The following is a 17,054-nucleotide window of genomic DNA, read 5'->3' on the forward strand; positions in this document are numbered from 1 at the left end:
CAGCTTGTCATCGACTCACGCTGCCCCGGCTCGTCCGGCCAGCTGACGGCGGTCGTCGCGCCGGTACCGCTGCACGACCGGATCGGCTACCGGCGCCGCAAGGAGCAACTTCTGGGTGTACGGATGCTCCGGCTCCGACGTGACAGCGCCTGTGGGACCGGTTTCGACGATGTCGCCGCGGTAGAGCACGGTGACGCGATGACTCACGTGCCTGATGACGGCAAGGTCATGGGAGATGAACAGGTAGGCCACGCCGGTGCGGCGCTGGATGTCGACGAACAGATCGAGCACGCGAGCCTGGGTGGTGAGATCGAGCGCGGAGACTGGTTCGTCGCACACAATGAGTTTCGGTTCGGGTGCGAGTGCGCGGGCGATGGCGATCCGCTGGCGCTGGCCACCGCTGAACTCTCGCGGCAGCCGCGCGGAGGCATTCTTGGGCAGGCCGACCTGAGCGAGTAATGCGGACACCCGGGAACGTGCGGTCGTCGGTGCTATCCCCTGCACCGTAAGAGGTTCGCTGAGGATGTCGCCGATGGTGAGGGACGGGTTGAGCGAGCTGTAGGGATCTTGGAAAACCGCCTGGATGTCTCGGGCGAGTGCGCGGCGGCGCTGCCCGGTCGTGCGGGTTATATCCTTGTCGCGAAATAGGATTCGCCCGTCGCTCGGTGTCTCGAGGCCGAGTACCGCCCGCCCGATCGTGGTCTTGCCTGATCCGGATTCGCCCACCAGACCAAGGGTTTCGCCGGCGTCTACGGCCAGCGAGACGCCGTGCAGCACCTCGAGAGGCCGCGCACGGAACCCCCGGCCGGGAAATGTGACGCGCAGATCGTGTACTTCCAGTAGCGGACTCATCGCGCCTTCTCTTCGATAGACGCTGTTTCGGCGCGTTCCTCGGTCACCGTCGCGTTGGCCGGCGGGTCGGAGCGCACCGTGGTTTCGTCGAGAATCGAATTCAGCAGCGTCTGGGTGTAGTCGTGCTTCGGCGCGGCGAAAACATCGAGCACCGTTCCGGTTTCGACGATCTTGCCCTGGCGCATGACCGCTACTCGATCGCACAGATCGGCGACGACACCGAAGTTGTGCGTGACGAGCAGAACGGCCATATCCAATCGCTGGCGTAGATCGTGCAGCAGATCGAGGATCTCGGCCTGCACGGTGACATCGAGGGCGGTCGTCGGTTCGTCGGCGATCAGCACCTTCGGCCGCCCGGCCACCGCGCCGGCAATCAGGACGCGCTGTGCCATACCGCCCGAGATCTGGTGCGGATAGGAATCGAAAGTGCGTTGCGGATCGGGTATTCTGACCTGGTCGAGCATCGACAGCACTCGCCGCCGGGCATCCCGGCGCTTCATCGAAAGAGCCGCTCGCACGGCCTCGATCAGTTGCGACCCCACGGTGTAGGACGGGTCAAGATTGGACATTGGCTCCTGCGGCACGTAGGCGATGGATCGACCACGCACGGTGCGCAGCTCCCGTTCGCTCAGGCCGAGCAGCTCGCGTCCATCGAGTGCGATGGAGCCACGGATGACCACCGCCTCGGCAGGCAGAACACCGAGGGCGGCGAAAGCCGTTTGTGTCTTCCCTGATCCGGACTCGCCGACCAGACCGAGCGTTTCGCCCGCGCGCAAGGTGAGGCTTACGCCGCTGACCACCTCGTTGAGCTCACCGGTCGGTGACGGATAGGCGATGGTCAGATCATCGATCGTCAGCAGGCCTGCTGCGGTGGAGACGGTGGCGCCGGTCGGCTCCGCTGCCGGTCGCGCAGTGGCGGTGATCCGTTGGGGACGCCGAGTGGCGCCCTCCAGGGTGTCGCGCAGGGCATTGCCGAACAGGACCAGCGCCGAGGTCGTCACGCCGAGCAGCACGCTCGGCCAGACCAATTGCAGAGGGTCGACATAGAGATTGACGAAGCCCTCGGCGATCATCGCGCCGAAGCTGGGCACTGCGCTGGAGCAGACACTGAGAAAGGCGAGGCCGGACTGGACGTTGATCGCGGTCGCGGCGAGAAAGGCGGAGACGATGATGACCGGGCCTCGGACCCGGAACAGGATGTGCCGGGCCAGGATTCGCCGATCCGGCAACCCTGAGACCCGGGCAGCGTCGATGAAGAGCTCGTTCTTCACGCCCAGCACCTGGTTCCGCGTGATGCGGTAGACGCCAGGGGCAAGCAGCACGCCGAGGATCACCATGCTGGCTCGGTAGTCGCCCTTGGTCACCGGCATAAGCACGATCAGCAACAGCAGGCCGGGAAAGGTCATGAGCAGGTTGGCAATCCACTCGGTGACACCGCGGATGCGGTCGCTGAAGTAGCCGCCGATCAAACCGGCGCTGACCCCGATCACGAGTGCGATGCCGGCGGCGATCAGCGCCGACACCACGCTGGTGTTGATCGAGTGCAGCATGCGCGACAGGATGTCGCGGCCGTCTTTGTCGCCGCCGAGTGGATAGCCGGGCGTGCCGGGATCGGCATTGATCGCATCGAGTGAGGCGACATTGGGATCGTGCGCGGTGAGGACCGAGCTGAGCAGGCCGAGTACCACGATGATCAGCAGCAGGCCGACGGTGGCGATCGCCAGCGGGTCTCTCGACAGCTTGCGCAGCGTCGACGTACGTTTGGCGGTATCGGGTTCCACTGCGGTGACTCGAGCGGAATTCTCGGTCAATGGACTCTCGCCTTCGGGTTGAGCCAGCCGTTCAGGAGATCGACGACGAGGTTGACACCGACCACCAGCAGTACCGCGAACGCGGTGATGCCCATGATGATCGGCACGTCACCCTGCAGGGACGCGCTGAAGGCATAGCTGCCGTATCCGGGCAGCGCAAAGATGTTCTCGATGATGAGCGCGCCGCCGACCATGGTGATGAACTCCAGGGACAGCACGGTCAGCGCCGGGCCTGCGGCGTTGCGCAGGGCATGACGAAGCACGATCGATCGAGTGGACAGGCCGCGGGTACGCAGCGTGCGGATGTAGTCCTTGCGCAATTCGTCGATCATCGCGCCACGCACCTGCGCGGTGAGGCTGGCGATTCCGGCCACCATCAGTGCGAGCACGGGGATGGTGATGGTCGCCGCCCACCGGCCGGGGTTCTCGCTGAAGTGCGAGAACCCCGTCGCCGGCAGCCAGTGCAACCGGATCGAGAGCACGTAGACCAGGATGATGGCCAGCAGCAGGTTCGGCACCAGGAAGCCGACCATCGACAGTGCCTGTGCGCCTCGGTCGATCGCGCCGCCGCGACTGGCCGCGAGCACACCGAGGACAACACTGATGACGGCCGTGAGAAAAAGCGCAACGACTACGATCGACAGCGTGACGCTCAACCGAGTGGTGACCGCGGATTCGACCGGCTCGCTGGTGAAATAGGAGACACCGAAGTCGCCGCGCACGGCGTGTGCTAGCCAATCGGCGTACTGCACGAGTACCGGCCGGTCGAGTCCCATGGCGGCTTTGCGAGCGTCGATCGTCTCCGGGTTGGCGGCGGGACCGAGCAGGCTCGCGACGACATCGTCGATGGTGAGGCTCAGTAGCAGGTACGTGATCATGGTGACCAGGAATGCGAGGACCAGGCCCGCACCGAGCCTGCGCAGCGAATACAGGATCATCGGCGTGCCGTTCAGCCCGTGAGCCCGAACAAACGGATGTTGGAGACGGCCTGCGTTCCGTCGCCGAGGTAGACGATGCCGTCCTTCGTCATCCAGTGCCGGGAGAGGTCGAACAGCAGTGCGTCCCAAGCGTTCGCGACCAGGAACGCGCTGATCTGCTTCGCGATGGGTGCGGCCGCCGCCGGGTCCTGCTCGCTGTTGTACCGGTTGACCAAGGCGGTGAGCTTCGGGTCTTCGGTGCGGAACGCGTTGCGGGGACTGTCGACCTGGAATCGCGACAGCTCACGCGGGTAGGACGTCACGGCCTCGACGTTGAGGTACATCGGGTACTTCTTCGAAGCGAACGCCGAGGTGGACTGTTGCGACGGAATCGGTTCCCAGGTCACGTTGATCCCGATGGCGGCCAGCGCCTGGGTCACCGTCGGTGTGAAGGGTTTGGCGTAGGGCACCTCGGGAATGGTCACCGCGAAGCCGTTCGGATACCCGGCGTCGGACATGAGTCTATTCGCGGCTTCCACGTCGTAGGTGTAGGTCTTTTCGAGTGCGGGATCGTAACCCGGTCCCTTCGGGTTGAACGGTTGTACTGTCGATTTGCCGGAACCGCGCAGTAGCGTATCGATGATCTTCTGGCGATCGAACGCCTTGTTGATCGCGGTGCGGACCCGCAAGTCGCCGAGTGGCGGGAGCAACTCGCCCTTGCGGTCGACCAGAACCAGGGTGGCGAGCGAATTGGCCTGGACGGTGGTCTCCCGGAAGCCGAGGGCCTTCAGGCGATCAACGTGCACGATCTCGGCGCTGCCCGCATTGACCTCACCCGCCTGTAGCGCGTTGAACGTCGCGGTGCAGTCCTGGAGGACGCGGATGTTGACCGTACGGAACGGGTACGCGGCGTTCCAGTGGTCGTCGCGTCGATGGAGCACATAGACCGATCCGTTCACCGTCTGTGCGGTATCGAGGGTGTACGGCCCGGAGGCGACCGGATTCAACGCGGTGCGTTCCTGGTTCACCGTCGCAGGGTCGGCGATCACGCCTGCACCCATGGCGAGTGCGGGCAGTAGCCCGGCGTCCGGGCGCGAGAGCTCCAAGACTACCGTGGTGTCATCTGGAGCCTGCACAGTGCTCACCGTGCTCAGCAGCCCCTGAACCTGTCCCGGGGTTGCCTTGGTGCGCTCGATGGTGGCCTCGACCGCCGCCGCGTTGACCGGCGCTCCGCTGGTGAAGGTCATCCCGGCGCGCAGCTTCATGGTCAGCGTGCGTGCGTCGCCGGAGTAGCTCCAACTCTCGGCGGCATTGGGTTGCGGCTTGCCCGTGTTGTCGGTTTGCAGCAACGTGTCGTACAGAGCACTCCAGAGGTAGCCCTGCTCGGTGTCATCCAGCTGGGCCGGATCGAGCGAGCTCGGTGTGGCCTGGATAGCGACAGTCAGTGTCGTGGTGCCCGGTGCAGCGGATTGTTCGGTACCGCAGGCGACGAGTGGCGAGAGGGTGACCAGTGCGGCCACGGTGGCGAGCATGCGCACGAGCAACCGTGAGCTGGGCGGTTGACAAAGCATAGTCGGACTTCCTTGTCGTGTGACGTGCGTCAATTTGCCGTCGCCCAGAATGCGAAATGCGATCGGCTGAAGTTCATCCGAAAATGGGGGAGCAGAAGAGAATACGCGGATTGAAACTCGGTGGCCACGGTCCGTATGGATTCCGGAATTTACCGCAATGCCTATGGACGGGCGGGCACGCATGCGAGGCTTGGCCGCGCGATCGTCGGCACTCCGAGTCGAGACGGTTCACCGTGTGAACATCGAAGGCCGGATCGGCCTCGTCGCGCCCGCCCGTCTTAATGGTCAGACGACCGGTTCGCGGAGGAGTTGGACCATGGCGGCGCCGCTGTCGGGGACGCGGGGTTGTTTCCATACTTCGATGGGGAAGGAGATGTTGATGAGGGATTGCATGAGGTGGAAGAGGGTGCGGGTGTCGTCGGGGAGGTCGCCCCAGGTGTGTTTGTCGCAGTGGGTGATGGCGTCTTGGATGCGTGGGAATGCGGCGTCGTAGAATTGTTGCATTTGGGGCATGGTTGAGTTGAGGCGTTTTGTGTAGCGTTCGGGTTCGGTGGGTAGGGCCCAGTCGATGTAGGGGTCGAGGTCGTTGAATTCAGGGGGCAGTGTTGGCATTGCGGTATTCCTCGACTTTGTCTTTGGCGGTTTTGTGGAGGTGGCGGAGGAGGATTTCTTGGTCGTTGAGGGGGAAGTCGGTGACGATGTTGGTGGCGAGCATTGTTTGGGTGGCTTCGAGGGTGTTGGCGTCTTGGAGTGCGTATTCTTTGAAGGTGACGGCGGCGAGTTCTTGGGCGAGGCGTTCGCGGGCGTTTTTGGCGGGGACGAAGTAGAGGGCTGCTTCGAAGATGTGGCGGTTGACGGCGGTGGGCCAGTAGTGGTAGGTGAGGAACCAGCCGGGTTCCCAGAAGAGCAGGGACATGTTGGGGAAGATTTCGAATTCGTCGATGCCCCAGGCACGGTGGCGGGCGGGGTTGATGCCTTCGGGGAGGGTGTCGAGTCCTTCGATGTCGGGTTTGTCCCAGGGGCCGAAGAGTCCGCTGCGGAGGATGCGTTCGATGGGTTTGACCATGTTGGGGTCTTTGGGTGGTGCCATGCCGCCCCAGCTGGAGATCATGGAGTGGGGGGGTTGGATTTCGTAGTGGAGTGCTTCGTAGCCGGTGCCGGCGAGTTTGTCGGCTTCGTCTTTGACGGCTTGTTTCATGTGGAGGATGGGGGCGTGGTAGAACTCGGCGAAGGCGTCGATGAAGAGTTTCCAGTTGCTGCCGATGTCGGCGCGGTAGGTGTAGGTTTCGGTCATTTCGTGGAAGGGGTAGCCTTCGACGCCTTTGATCATGGTGCCGAGGTAGTCGTTGAGTGGGGGTGCGTTGTTGTCGGTGTTGATGAAGATGAAGCCTTGCCAGACTTCGCAGCGGACGGGTTTGAGTCCGTAGAGGTTTTTGTCGAGGTCGAAGAATTCTTGTTCTTGTTGGACGAATTTTACTTCGCCGGCGAGGCTGTAGCGCCAGGCGTGGTATTTGCAGGTGAATTGGCGGCAGGTGCCTGCGGTTTCTTCGTTGGGGTAGTCGTCCCAGACGAGTTTGTTGCCGCGGTGGCGGCAGATGTTGTGGAAGGCGCGGATGGTGTCGTCGGTGTCTTTGACGATGATGAGTGAGGTGCCGATGCAGGCGAGTTCGCGGGTGAAGTAGCTGCCGGTACGGGGGAGGCGTTCGACGCGGCCGACGTTGAGCCAGGATTTTTTGAAGATGGCGTTGCGTTCGTCTTCGTAGAATTGGGGGTCGGTGGAGTCGGTGTAGTCGACGGGTTCGGTGCCCAGGGTTGGGTAGTGCTGGGTCCAGCTGCCTGCTGCTGGTTTGGTGAAGTGGGGCAAGGTTTCAGCCTTTCAGTGTTCGACTTCTACGCCGAAGGTGTTGAACGCCATGGCCAGCATGCCGTAGCAGCCGACCGTGAAAACAAGGTCCATGCGTTGTTGTTCATCGAGGCGAGTGGCCAGCGCGGCCCAGGTCTGGTCGGACAGGCTCGCTTCCTCGTCGAGCTCGTCGACCGCACCGAGTACGACACGATCGAACTCGTCGGCAGCCTCACCGCGCCGGACGGCCTCGATTTCGTCGCGGGTCAATCCGGCCTCGATAGCGCCGCGGACGTGATGGCTCCACTCGTAGGCGCAGTTGAGCCGGTGTGCGACCCGCAAGATGGCGAGTTCGCGCAACCGTGGCGGCAGCGTCGACCGGAAGAGCAGATGGATGTTGAAGCCGAGGAACGCCTTCGTCAGATCCGGATGACGAACGAGCGTAGCCAGCGCGTTTCCGGCGCTCTGCGGATTCTGCCGGGATTTGGGCAGCATGCCGGCCAGCGCGGAACGGGTGGTGGCTTTCCACTCCTTCTCGGGTAAAGGCGGCAAGCGCATATGGTCCCCTCTCATTGATGAGAATGCGATTCTCTTGAACTGCTCAATACATTTCCATGATGGTCTCGGATAGTCAACGGATCTGCGCGCATCGCAGGGCGACGCAGAACCGTCCCGCCCGGCTGGTCGGCCGGAGACGGGACGGTGCGGTGTCGGCTGCAGATGTTCAGACGGAGAGGATCGACGCTGCCGCGGTACCCGGCGCGCCATAGACCTGTGCGTATCCGACCTTCGGTTCGCCGGGTACTTGACGATCGCCCGCCTGCCCCCGCAGCTGCTGCACGAGCTCGTAGACCTGCCGGATGCCGGAGGCGCCGATCGGCTCGCCGTTGGCGATGAGCCCGCCGTCGGTGTTGATCGGCAGCCTTCCGCCGATCTCGGTCGCACCCTCGGCGAGCAGCTTCTCCTGGTCACCGTCGGCGCAAAAACCGTTCTCGGCCATGTGAATGACCTCCGCGCCGGCGTCGGTGTCCTGCAACTGGATGACGTCCACGTCCTCCGGCCCGATGCCGGCTGTTTCGAAGGCCGCGCGGGAGGCGTACACAGTCGGTGAGACATCCTCGTCGACCGCGGCCCAGGTGCTGTGTACCTCGTAAGCGCCGTAGCGTCGGGTGCGAATCGCACTCGACCGGAGGTAGACCGGTCGCGAGGTGTAGCGATGGGCGAGCTCGCCGCGGCACATGATCACGGCGGCCGCGCCCTCGTCGGGCGAGCAGAACATGTACTGCGTCAAGGGGTAGTTCAGCATGGTGGAGCCGAGGATGTCGTCTTCGGCGATCGGCGTGCGCCGGTAGGCATTCGGGTTGAGCGCCCCGTTGCGGAAATTCTTGGCCGCGACCTTGGCGAGGGTGCGCTGCGAGATGTCATGATCCTGCAGGTAGCGGTTGGCCTTGATCCCGAAGAACTTCGTGGTGACGAACTGTCCGTTCTCCGCGTACCAGCCCGGCAGTCCCAGCTTCGACGGGTCGTCGGTGAACGCGCCGCGAGGGTGCTTGTCCATGCCGACGGCGATGCCGATGTCGTACTTGCCCGAACGGATCGCCTCCGCCGTCTGTTCGATGCAGCTGGCTGCGGTAGCGCAGGCGTTGAAAACATTGGTGAACGGTATTCCGGTCAGCCCTACCAGGCGGGTCACGGCATCGGGGTTGCTCACCTCGTAACTACCACCGAAACCGAACTGGATATCCTTCCACTCGGCTCCGGCATCGGCCAGCGCAAGCTGGATTGCGTCGGCGCCCATCTCGATCGCCGACTTGGCTCCGAAGCGGCCGAACCGGTGCAGGCCGACGCCCACAATGGCAACGTCGTTCATCTGGTAACTCCTTTGTCTTTCGAAGATGTCTCGTCAGGCGGGCGCGAAGGCGCACGTCATGATCTCGGTCCCGGTGTCGTCCAGGTAGAGCGGAACGAAGACCAGCTCGACCTGCATTCCGGCGCGCAGCTTTGCTGGGTCGGCTTCGGTCAGCCTGGTCTCGACCCGCACTTCGTCATCGAGCTGGACCAGGCCGATGCCGAACGGTTCGAATGTGTCCGCCGTCTCTCGTCCGGCGTAGGGCAGCTTCGGGACGAATCCCTGGGTCGTCCATGCCACCAAGGTGCCGCTTCGCGGTAGCAGGCGATCGAACATCTTCGGTCCGCTGCACCGCGGGCACCGAGCTTGTCGCGGCCAGGTCGTGGCCGCGCAGTCGGCGCATCGACTACCGATGAGCTGTGGGTTGTCTTCCGGCCACGTCGAGACGTCGGGCGCGAGCGCCTGTGCCATGAGCCATCCTCCGTTTGTTTGCTCGAGTCACGACACACCGCTTCAGCGTGGTCGTATGACCTCTATGGAAATATCATTCTCACAGAATGTATATGGCAATTCCGTATGTTGACAGCCCCGTGACGGCGGTGTGTGACGCAGCGCGACAAGAATCTTGATTGAGACCCTGGTCACAGGCCGAAAACCTACCTACGGTGTGTTCAGTAGGTTGGTTCGAGCGAAGGAGCCGCATTGCCCGGTCATCGGTCCTCGGCCATGCGGTCCACCAACAGGCCCTACGAAGCGTTGCTCGCCAAAGGGGAGCAACGAAAAGTGCTGATACTGGCCGCCGCTCGGCAATTGCTCGTGCGCAACGGTTGGCGCGCGACGTCACTCGCGCAGATCGCGAAGGCGGCGGGAGTCACGTCGGCCGGCCTGCTGCATCACTACGAGTCCAAAGATCAATTGCTGCACGCCGTCCTCGAAGCGCGTGATGTCGATGACGAACTGCACGCTGACCGCACTGGGGATCTGCTCGAAGAACTGGCGCGAGTGGCCGAACGATTCGAACGCGCACCGGATCTGGTGTCCATGTTCGCGGTGCTGATCATCGAGAATCTGCAGCCGGATGCGCCACTGCACGATCGGCTACACGGCCGATACCGATCCTCGGTCGACACCATCGCCGAGGGAATCCGGCGCGGTCAACGCGCTGGGCGACCTCGACCCGGCTGTCAAGGCCGTGGAGATCGCCGCCTTTCTCACCGGAATGGAAACCTCATGGCTACTCGACCCTTCGATTCCCCTGCGCCCAGTGCTCAGCGAGTACATCCGATCACTGGCTCGGCAACTGGCACCAGAAGGCAGGTGCTGAGGCAGCGGCTGGTCGCCCTCGCGCCGAGTACTGCTGCGGTCATGCGCTATGCGGGCGGCTGGCTCTTCGATCGGGTGCTGGCCGGATGGGATGTCACCGTGCTGGTCGCCGACCACGTCGACACCCGGCCGCTGGACATACTCGGTGTTCGGGTGGTCGAGCTGGAAGCCGGTTTGGCTACGAAGTTTCATGGTCCGATTCCGGAGGCCCTGGCGATCGACAGTGACCTGCTGGCGTCGGACCCGCGTGTCCGGCAGCGCCTGCGATCGAGTTCCACTGTGACGATGCGGGTTTCGCTCGGTGCCAGCTTGATCTTGGTGAAAGCGCGTAACTCTTGTGCCGGGCGACGGACTGCTCCCGCCGTCGTGGCGCCGTAGACCTGCACCACGTACTTCCCTTCTCGCACACCGGTATTGGAGACCGCCAGTTCGACAGTCGCGGTGTCGATCCCGGTTAGCGTCGCGGTCAGGGCATCGACGGCGAAGGTGGTGTAGGACAGCCTGTGCCCGAACCGATACCGGACGGCTCGTTCGACGGTCTCGTAGTAGCGGTAGACCATGACGCCCTCGCCGTAGCGCGCACCCGCCCGGCCTTGCCAGGGTAGTTGAGGTATGCCGGGGTGGCCTGCAATCGGAGCGGGATGGCTTCTGCGAGCTTGCCCGATGGGTTGACCTCACCGAACAGGATGTCGGCGAAGGCGCCACCGGCGGCCTGCCCGAGCAATCCGGAGACAATCGCATCGACCTCGTCGTGCTATAGCTCCAGCGACACCACGCCGCCACCGCACACGATCACCACCTGGAAGCGTGGTTCGATGGCGAGAGTCCGCAAAGACTCCGCGATGCCACCGATGCTGTCGCGGAGTCTCGTGCTTGCTGCCGTGGCCGCTGGGTCACGCCTGGTTGCGCGAGGTGATGCAGTGTTTGACGAATGACACCACGCGCGTGTGATAGGTCGTGGCCGAATAGCCGAGGCTGAGGTTGTGCCCATGCGCCGGCAGGAGTTCGGCAGTCGCCAACGGTGCCGCAGTGAACAGGGCGGTCACCTCGGCAAGAGCCTTCGGGTCGTTGCGCCAGACATTTTCGTACGCCCCCACGCTGTAATTCACCGGGATACGCACTCGCGCGGCCAGTTCGGGAAAGTCCCGATCGGACCATCGGCGCAACACGGTCGCCTCGTAGGCGGGTGTGCTGGACGCGATCGGCGCACCGCCTAGCAGTTCCAGCGGGTAGAGCCAGGCTGGCTGCCACAGCAGTTCCCGGACAGCGTCGGGATCGGCGCGCCCGGCACCGAGCACCTTCGCGGCTGCGGCGTGGTGCTCTCGACCTGTTCCGGCCAGTTCGAGGCCGAGCAGGTCCGCACCCCGGGGGTCGGCGGCAACGCGGACCGCGTGCGGGCAACCCGCGGAGTGCGCGAGCAGGAATACTCCCGCACCGCGCGGCAGGCCGTCCAGATGCTTGTCCATCGCCGCGAAGATCAGGTCGACGATGTGCTCAGGGTCGGTCAATTCCGCAGCGCGAGAGACGGATGCGCCGTACCCAGGACGATCGAGGGCGAGCACGGTGAAGCCCGCTGCCGACGCGAGCCGCAGCAACGACAGGTTCGGATGGCCGGGACAGTCGAAGTATGCCGAGGTGGTCGCGCCGCCGTGCAATGCGACTATGACAGCCAGTGGTTCCGGTGCTGTCGAGAGCAGCGCTGACATCGGAATCCCGTCGATTTCGACGGTGCGTGATACCGGCGGGGCGATACTGTCGAATGGTCCGTCTGGCAGTTCGGTATCGACTTCGGGAATAGTCATGACTCGGTCCTCAGCAGTAGTACCCCGCTGGGGGTGAGGCCGCCGCTGGTCGCGACTGCCACGTGGGCATCGGGAATTTGGCGCGGTCCCGCCGCGCCGCGCAGCTGGAGGATGGCCTCATACAGCAACCCCATCCCGTGGGTGCGACCGTGTGAGAGCTGTCCGCCGTGCGTGTTCACCGGCAGTTGGCCGTCGCGGGCGATGTTCTTGCCGCCGTCGAGGAAGTCCTTGGCCTCGCCGATCCCACAGAAGCCGAGAGCCTCCAGCCAGGACAGACAGTTGAAGGTGAACCCGTCATAGAGTTGGGCGACGTCGACATCGTTGGGACGCAGGGAAGTTCGCGACCAGAGATGCGCGGCCTGGCCGAGCACCTGCGGTTCGTGGGTAAGGGTGCTCTGATCCCAGTCGGTCCGCTCGATGATCTGGGTTCCCGCCGCCTCCACCAAGATCGGCGGCTGTGCCAGGTCGCGGGCCGCGTCCACCGCCGAGACGATGACCGCGACAGCGCCGTCACACGGCACATCACAGTCGTAGAGCCCGAAGGGGGTAGTGATCGGCCGTGCGGACAAATAGTCCGGCATCGTCAGGGCATCGCGATAGATCGCGGTCGGCGCGAGGGCGGCATTGGCGCGCTGATTCAGCGCGATCCATCCCAGCGTCTCCCGGGTGGTGCCGTAGCGATGAAAGTGGCGCTGGGCGTTCTGGGCCAAGGTGTGTGCGGCGGAGGTGGCGCCGAACGGGATCATCCAACTGGCGGTCCGGCCACCCGCCGGCGTGATTCGGCCCTGCTTCATCAGCTCGCCGTAGGTGGATTCCCAGACCGTGCGGTAGCACAGCACGTGGCGGGCGAGCCCGCCGGCGACGGCGAGCATGGCCGCGATCACCGATCCACCAGGACCGAAGGTTTCGATACCGCCGTTGTGCCAGGTCGGCCGGATACCGAGGGCGGACTCGAGGGTGGTGACACCGCCCTCGCCGAAACCACCGACATTTCCGCCGCCGGGATAGGTTGCCAGCCCGTCGATATCGTCCATCGTGAGCCCTGCGTCGGTGACGGCACTCTCGCAGGCATCGAGCGTGAGCGAGAGCGGCGACACCAGCAGGCGGCGGCCGATACGCGACATACCGATGCCGGTAAGGGCCACCTTGTCCTCGAATTTGTCCGCGCTCACCATCGGCCGCACGTGTTCGTGGAACCGGGCGGGCTCGATGTCGTCGGCAGGTAGCGCGGCGGGTTCGGGTTGCTCCTCGGTAGGTCGAAACAGCGGTAACCAGACGTCCGCGAGTTGCTGGAAGACGACTTCCATTCGCATGCCGAGGACCAGGTCCGTCGGATCACCATCGACCACCGTGGTGGTCAACCGGACACGCGGATCCTCCTCGATGGCGACCTGTGCCACCACGTATGGCGCGGGAAGGCCGGGCAGGGCGAATCGATGGTTGACGGTGAATCCGATGAGGGTAGCGAAACCCGAGACCGCACGTGGCGCCAATTGGCGGCCACGGCAGTATCGGCATACCGGTTGCGGTGGATGGATCAGTGCCGCGCAGGACTGGCACTCTTGGATGCGTAGCAGGGCGTCCGCACCCGCGGTCCAGAAGAATTCGTTGTCCGCCGTGAGTTGAGGCAGCGGCCGCCCCGCGGCATTTTCCGGGTCCGACACGTCGCCTCATTCCTGGGTAGTGGGTGGTCCGACGACGTGGTGCGTGGCCGCCCCGGATGAGCGACCACGCACCATGCCTGCTGGTAGCCTTGCGGCCTATTCGTCGATGAGAGCTTGCTCTTTGCGCGCGGTGACCGGGGCGGCCAGTTGCTGCTCGTCACAGATCCGCTGCAACTTCTCCAGGGTCTCGTCGAGCCCGGCACCTAGCCGCGGTCCCGGGGTGAAGGTGGCCCGAAGGTGTCGCATGCCCTGGATGACACCGATAGTGTCGTAATGTACGGCGCCTTCCGGGTCACACCAGAAGTCGGGCATGCGGTCGAGCACCGCGGTGACCATCCGCTTGAACACCATGCGCGCCACATTCGAGCCGATGCACCGATGGACGCCGAGGCCGAAGCTGAAGTGGCGGTTGCCTCGTCGATCGAGCACCACTGTGTCGGGATCCTCGAACACCTGGGCGTCGCGGTTGGCCATCGCCCATGACAACCACAGGCGCTCGCCCTCTTTGAACGTGGTGCCGACGTACTCGCAATCCTCGGAGATGGTGCGTCCGTCGCCGGGTGCGGGCGTGAAGTAGCGCAGGAACTCCTCGGTCGCGGAGTTCAGTAGCAGATCCCGGTCCTGGCTGAGGGTTTCGCGCTCCGAGGGATTTTGTGACAGCCATTCCAGCGCGTGCGCGGTGAGTGCGGTGGTGGTATCGAAGCCGCCGCCGATGATCAGCGAGAGAATGCCGAGACTCTCCATGTCGGAGGGCTTCTCGCCATTGACCTCGGCGCGGGCGACCGCATCGATCAGGCCGGGCCGCGGGTTCTCGCGAATCTCGAACAGGCTCTGGAGCAGATCCAAACCCATGGCTCGGTGCAATTCACCTACCCGGACGATATCCGGCGAATCCGGTGGGGTGTAGACCCCGGCGTGGGCAGGCTCGTTGTAGATCGTCCACTTCTTCAGCGGTATCCCGAGCATGCCGAGGGTCAGGACCGCAGGCACGATATTTGCGAGCTCGTCGACGAAATCGATACTGCCGCTTTCGATCTTCTCGTCGAGGCAGGCGCGCACTACCTCGTCGACAAAGGGAATCCAACGATTGACGGCGGCCGGTGACAGATAGGGATTGAGTATCGAACGGTAGGCGCGATGCTCGGGCTCATCCATTTCCAGAATGCCGCCTCGAATGCCTTTTGCCCGGGTCGCGGTGGGGATGTTGATACCCTTGTACCCACGGCGTTCACCGTTGACATCGTGGTCGTTGGAGACTTCTGGGCACCTGGCCAGGGCGAATACCTCGTTCGCGCCCGAGGCCACCCAATGACCGTCGTAGCTGTCGGACCAGGCGATGGGGCACTTGGCATGCAGCTCATGGGTGACCTCTTCGAATTCCTCCCGATACTGCGGAGTGTGGCGGTCGAAGTGGTAGCGGTTGGCTTTACGTTCGTCGTCAGGCACGACGCCGTCAACGCTCATGCGGCGTTGTCCTCTCTTGTCGCTTCCGGCGGCAGATCGCCCCTGGGTTCAGGGGATTGAAATCGCTTGTTCCGGGCAGGAATGCGCGGCCTCGCGCACTTTATCCTGCTCCTCGACCGGAACGTCTTCGTCGACGGGCGAGGAATGCCCATCCAGCTCGCTCAGTTCGAACGAGTTCGGCGCGATCATCGCGCAGAGGGTGTGCCCTTGGCAGCGTTGCGAATCGACCTGGACCTTCACGACTTTCCATATCTGTTGTTACTGATGTGTTGACGCCGGACGCGCAGAGTCGACCTCAGGTGTTCCGGCCACCGTTGACGCCGAATATCTGGCCGGTGATGTATCCGGCCTCTTCGGAGATCAGGAAGCCGCACGCGGCGGCGATGTCTTCCGGCTGGCCGACGCGGCGTACCGGGGTGCGCTGGATATGTTCCTGGATCGTTCCGCCGAGGAGCCTGAGCTGCTCGGCATTGCGCAGCATCGGGGTATCGATGAAGCCTGGTGGCACCGCGTTCACGGTGATACCGTTCGGGCCGAGTTCGAGAGCGAGGGCCTTGGTCAGTCCGTTCACCGCGGATTTGGCGGAGACGTAATGGGCCATGAACGGTTGACCCGACTGGGCGCTCGAGGACGAGATATTCACGATGCGGCCCCACTTCGCATCGACCATGTCCGGCAGTACCGCCTGGACGCAGTGGAAGACGCCGTTGAGGTTGATGTCGATCACCCGCTGCCATTCCTCGAAGCCGAGATTGGCGAAGCGCTTGAATCCGTCGAGTCCCGCTGCGTTGACGAGAACGGTGACGGGGCCGAACTTTGCACGGATCGAGGCGAGCGCTGTTGCGATCTGTTCCGGATCGGTGACGTCGGCGGCATACCCGAAATCCGTGTCATCGGCCCGCAGGTCGAAGGTGGCGACCGTGAAGCCGTCAGCGCGCAGTCGCCGTGCGACCGCCTGACCGATACCGGAGCCGCCTCCGGTGACGACGGCTGTCTTCACGCCCACGCCTCTTCACCGGCGATGGTGGTGCGGTGCATGGTGCGGCGCGAGGCCGGGTCATAGGGCAGGGCGCGGTGCAGCATGCCGGTGTTATCCCAGATCACCACGTCGCCTTCCTGCCATTCGTGGGTGTAGCGGAACCGTTCCTGGGTGGTCCAGGCGAGAATTTCGTCGAGCAGTGCGCGGCTCTCGTCGGGATCTACGCCCACAACGTGGTCGGCGGTCGCGCCGATGGCGAGCGACTTGCGACCGTCGGCGCGCTGCCACACCAGCGAGATCTCGTGGGTGGGCTGCCTGCGCCACCCCTGGACCTGTTCTTCGCTCGGATCGGGATGGGCGAGCCGCTGCGCGGCCTCGAAGCTGTGCACCACCCGTAGCTCCTCGTATCGCTTCCGCTCCTGGTGCGGCAGCGCTTCGTAAGCCGCGTAGGTGCTCGCGAATTCGGTGCCGCCGCCGACCATGGCGACATGCCGGGCGGTGAGCATCGTCGCTTTGGCAGGTACATCGTTCGTGGTGTCGTCGATATGCCAGTTGAACGTGCCCTTGAGGTACTCGGCCGCCGGGTTGACGGACGGGTCGAGGGAGACCTTGAAGATCTCCTTGCCGCCTGGCGCCAGCACCGGACCGAGTCGGCGGCTGAAGGCGAGTTGCACCTCATCGTCGAGGTGACCCCCGCGAATCAGCAATACACCACGCCACTTCAGTGCCTCGAGACACCGGGTGATGGTCGTCTCGGCGAGCAGGTCTTCGACATCGGTGACCTCCACACCCAGGGCTGGGCTGAGCGCCTTCGTCGTGATCAAGAGAATCTCCTTCCTGTTCATGAGAACCGTACTCTCGCATTTGGGCGACAGGCAAGGCCCGGATCGATTCGGTGCCATTCGGTCGTTTTAGCTGCTACCGGGATGGGCGATTCAGGCTGATCGGCGCTTCCGCAGGCTCGATTTGCTGCTAGAGT

The 17,054-nt window shown here is 64.0% G+C and carries 17 protein-coding genes and 1 pseudogene; 1 reads left to right on the top strand and 17 read right to left on the bottom strand.

The annotated features are described in order from the left end of the window. Positions 1-15: 15 nt before the first annotated feature. The 9 genes from OHB12_RS05775 to OHB12_RS05815 all read right to left on the bottom strand — a co-directional run bounded on the left by OHB12_RS05775 (position 16) and on the right by OHB12_RS05815 (position 9,314). The gene (locus tag OHB12_RS05775) at positions 16-852 is read right to left on the bottom strand and encodes an ATP-binding cassette domain-containing protein (protein ID WP_327116837.1); all 837 of its coding nucleotides are present in this window, start codon (positions 850-852) and stop codon (positions 16-18) included. After that, positions 849-2,663, bottom strand: a complete 1,815-nt coding sequence (locus OHB12_RS05780) for a dipeptide/oligopeptide/nickel ABC transporter permease/ATP-binding protein (RefSeq protein ID WP_327116839.1) — start codon at positions 2,661-2,663, stop codon at positions 849-851. Before OHB12_RS05780 ends, OHB12_RS05775 begins: the two co-directional genes overlap by 4 nt. Next, complete coding sequence (locus OHB12_RS05785; protein WP_327116841.1) at positions 2,660-3,601, bottom strand: ABC transporter permease; 942 nt, start codon at positions 3,599-3,601, stop codon at positions 2,660-2,662. Before OHB12_RS05785 ends, OHB12_RS05780 begins: the two co-directional genes overlap by 4 nt. 11 nt (positions 3,602-3,612) lie before the next feature. Continuing rightward, positions 3,613-5,151, bottom strand: a complete 1,539-nt coding sequence (locus OHB12_RS05790) for an ABC transporter substrate-binding protein (RefSeq protein ID WP_327116843.1) — start codon at positions 5,149-5,151, stop codon at positions 3,613-3,615. 285 nt (positions 5,152-5,436) lie between these two features. Continuing rightward, positions 5,437-5,763: a hypothetical protein gene (locus tag OHB12_RS05795; RefSeq protein ID WP_327116747.1), complete on the bottom strand. Its 327-nt coding sequence runs from the start codon at positions 5,761-5,763 to the stop codon at positions 5,437-5,439. Then, positions 5,744-7,015, bottom strand: a complete 1,272-nt coding sequence (locus OHB12_RS05800; RefSeq protein WP_327116748.1) for an aromatic ring-hydroxylating oxygenase subunit alpha — start codon at positions 7,013-7,015, stop codon at positions 5,744-5,746. Before OHB12_RS05800 ends, OHB12_RS05795 begins: the two co-directional genes overlap by 20 nt. Positions 7,016-7,027: 12 nt before the next feature. Next, on the bottom strand, positions 7,028-7,552 hold the full coding sequence (locus OHB12_RS05805) for a carboxymuconolactone decarboxylase family protein (protein ID WP_327116845.1): 525 nt from the start codon (positions 7,550-7,552) through the stop codon (positions 7,028-7,030). A gap of 166 nt (positions 7,553-7,718) precedes the next feature. Further along, entirely contained in the window at positions 7,719-8,864 is a 1,146-nt protein-coding gene (locus OHB12_RS05810) for a thiolase family protein (RefSeq protein ID WP_327116847.1), read from the bottom strand. 33 nt (positions 8,865-8,897) lie between these two features. Then, positions 8,898-9,314, bottom strand: a complete 417-nt coding sequence (locus OHB12_RS05815) for a Zn-ribbon domain-containing OB-fold protein (protein ID WP_327116849.1) — start codon at positions 9,312-9,314, stop codon at positions 8,898-8,900. 255 nt (positions 9,315-9,569) lie between these two features. Between OHB12_RS05815 and OHB12_RS05820 the strand changes: the two are divergent. Then, positions 9,570-10,167, top strand: a pseudogene (locus tag OHB12_RS05820) (TetR/AcrR family transcriptional regulator). 187 nt (positions 10,168-10,354) lie between these two features. On the opposite strand, the gene OHB12_RS05825 reads toward OHB12_RS05820, so the two are convergent. From OHB12_RS05825 to OHB12_RS05860, 8 genes are all read right to left on the bottom strand, one after another. Next, a complete protein-coding gene (locus OHB12_RS05825) occupies positions 10,355-10,726 on the bottom strand; it encodes a fibronectin type III-like domain-contianing protein (RefSeq protein WP_327116851.1) in 372 nt (123 codons plus the stop codon). Further along, a complete protein-coding gene (locus OHB12_RS05830; RefSeq protein ID WP_327116853.1) occupies positions 10,633-10,890 on the bottom strand; it encodes a glycoside hydrolase family 3 C-terminal domain-containing protein in 258 nt (85 codons plus the stop codon). The genes OHB12_RS05825 and OHB12_RS05830 overlap by 94 nt, the downstream gene beginning before the upstream one ends. Positions 10,891-11,059: 169 nt before the next feature. Next, positions 11,060-11,968: an alpha/beta hydrolase gene (locus OHB12_RS05835; RefSeq protein ID WP_327116855.1), complete on the bottom strand. Its 909-nt coding sequence runs from the start codon at positions 11,966-11,968 to the stop codon at positions 11,060-11,062. Continuing rightward, the gene (locus OHB12_RS05840) at positions 11,965-13,632 is read right to left on the bottom strand and encodes a thiolase C-terminal domain-containing protein (protein WP_327116857.1); all 1,668 of its coding nucleotides are present in this window, start codon (positions 13,630-13,632) and stop codon (positions 11,965-11,967) included. Before OHB12_RS05840 ends, OHB12_RS05835 begins: the two co-directional genes overlap by 4 nt. A 96-nt stretch (positions 13,633-13,728) precedes the next feature. Continuing rightward, a complete protein-coding gene (locus OHB12_RS05845) occupies positions 13,729-15,096 on the bottom strand; it encodes a cytochrome P450 (RefSeq protein WP_327116859.1) in 1,368 nt (455 codons plus the stop codon). Between the two features lie 48 nt (positions 15,097-15,144). Beyond that, on the bottom strand, positions 15,145-15,336 hold the full coding sequence (locus OHB12_RS05850) for a ferredoxin (RefSeq protein WP_327116861.1): 192 nt from the start codon (positions 15,334-15,336) through the stop codon (positions 15,145-15,147). A gap of 55 nt (positions 15,337-15,391) precedes the next feature. Next, on the bottom strand, positions 15,392-16,096 hold the full coding sequence (locus OHB12_RS05855) for an SDR family NAD(P)-dependent oxidoreductase (RefSeq protein WP_327116863.1): 705 nt from the start codon (positions 16,094-16,096) through the stop codon (positions 15,392-15,394). After that, complete coding sequence (locus OHB12_RS05860) at positions 16,093-16,899, bottom strand: TauD/TfdA dioxygenase family protein (RefSeq protein WP_327116865.1); 807 nt, start codon at positions 16,897-16,899, stop codon at positions 16,093-16,095. The genes OHB12_RS05855 and OHB12_RS05860 overlap by 4 nt, the downstream gene beginning before the upstream one ends. Positions 16,900-17,054 lie beyond the last annotated feature (155 nt).

Origin of the sequence: Nocardia sp. NBC_01730, assembly GCF_035920445.1 — a bacterium.
Classification (GTDB): domain Bacteria; phylum Actinomycetota; class Actinomycetes; order Mycobacteriales; family Mycobacteriaceae; genus Nocardia.